Genomic DNA, 1927 nt, shown 5'->3' on the forward strand with positions numbered 1-1927 from the left:
GCTTAACCCCTTGGCGACCTGATGAAACTCGATCTGAATCCTGGTGTTCCTCAAAGTCCCACTCTTGACTACTACTTTCTTCCCAATCCGAGCTTGTATTATCTTTTGACTTTTGTTTCGAGGCTGGACGTTCACGAGTTTTATCCTGCCTCGTCTGGGTTTGATAACTTTCGCGACGGCTATATTCAGAAAATAATGGCTCGTCGTCCGGTGGTTCAGAATTTTGACGAGAGTAACGCCAAGCCAGGTAATTGGGGAGTCGTAGGCTGATGCTGGTTAGAACTCCAGCTCCAACGGCACCAACAATCCACAAGGCTAGAGGTAGAGGTGGTGTCTTCATGTTTAGAAAGACTAACGGTAGCACTGGCAACCAATTATCAACAACAAACAGTGCCAATCCACCTATTACCAAACATAAGAATATAATAATCCTAAACATAAACCAAGGGATTGAAGGTTACAGGTTATAAGGTTGAGGGATGATGAAAATTGATCAGCAGATGTCCGGCTCAAGGCAGAAAAGTCTGACGATATAGCCTCCTACTACTTCCTCTTTGAAATCTGCCCTATTTTACCCATCTTTCCCATATCTTTATTTCTTACTTATCATGATAACTATGTTTAAGGGAATTATTACTTCTGCCCTGCCACCGTTTTAGGGGAATGCAGTCAATGTCTAACTGGTCTAAAGCACGAGCTACCACAAAATCCACCAAATCTTCGATGGTTTGAGGGTTATGGTACCAAGCCGGTATAGCTGGAACAATTCTAACTCCTGTTTCTGCTAACCTGGTAAGGTTACGCAGATGGATTAAGCTAAAGGGTGTTTCACGAGGTACGATTACTAGCTTACGCCCTTCTTTAATTTGAACATCTGCTGAACGCTCAAGCAGGTCAGTACTGAAGCCCGCAGCCATTTTTGCTACGGTATTCATACTACAGGGCATGATCACCATTCCTAAAGTACGGAAAGAACCACTAGCAATACTGGCTCCCACATCCCCCCACCGATGACAAATGAGTTTGCCCCCCTGATCGACTGCCGCTTGCTGACGCCAGAATTGTTCTTGTAGATCGGGTTCAAGAGGCATGCGAATATTTTGCTCTGCCTGCCAAACCATATAGGTAGATTTCGATGCCACCAGCTCAATAGCATAGTCAGCCTCTAGTAAATACTTTAAAGCCCTTACAGCATAGATTAGGCCAGATGCACCGGTGACACCAAGAATTAAAGGAGTTGTCATTAGTTGTGATTACTAAATAATCAAATCATTTTCCGTTTAATACTTATTTAAATACTTAATTTAAATACTTATCATTGAAGGGTGTTCGTTAATTAAAAATTGTTAATTAACAAAAATAAATTAACTATATTAGCATCAATACTATTATAAGTTATTAACCGGACTTAATATCATTTAATTGGTAGTGAGTGGTTAGTTAACCTTCTAGTAACCTACTAACCACTCACTAATAACTTACTCCTCTAAATCTTCGTTACTAGCAAAACTACCACCGCTTACGGTTACCAGGTCAATTTGTTGACGGTAATAATCCACACTCTTGACTTGGACTTCGACGCGATCGCCTAATCGATAGGCAGTGCGATTTTTGCGACCGACTAGGCAGGCGTGACGGGAGCGATACTCGTACCAGTCATCTTTGAGAGAGCTAACGTGAACTAATCCTTCTACTAACAAGTCTTCAATTTCGACAAAAAAGCCGTAGGATTGAACTCCAGTAATCAGACCGCTGAAGATATCTCCTGTACGCTCTTTCATCTGTTCAGCTTTCTTTAAGCCCTGTAAATCCATCTCTGCATCCATGGTGATCTTTTCACGGTCATTGAGATGGGGAATTAATGTAGTTAACTGATTTTCTAACTCTTGGTGAATTTCTGGTGGTAAAACATTCCAGTTTATATTAC

3 protein-coding genes are annotated in these 1927 nt (G+C 41.5%); all 3 read right to left on the reverse strand.

The genetic code is table 11. The features are described 5' to 3' along the window. The coding region (locus tag F6K53_RS38855; protein ID WP_293085197.1) for a hypothetical protein at positions 1-397 on the reverse strand (397 nt) is incomplete at its 3' end. 202 nt (positions 398-599) lie between these two features. After that, entirely contained in the window at positions 600-1244 is a 645-nt protein-coding gene (locus F6K53_RS38860; RefSeq protein WP_293085200.1) for a flavin prenyltransferase UbiX, read from the reverse strand. A 234-nt stretch (positions 1245-1478) separates the two neighbouring features. Beyond that, the coding region (locus tag F6K53_RS38865) for a S1 RNA-binding domain-containing protein (RefSeq protein ID WP_293085202.1) at positions 1479-1927 on the reverse strand (449 nt) is incomplete at its 5' end.

Source organism: Moorena sp. SIO4A1, from assembly GCF_010672065.1.
GTDB lineage: Bacteria > Cyanobacteriota > Cyanobacteriia > Cyanobacteriales > Coleofasciculaceae > Moorena.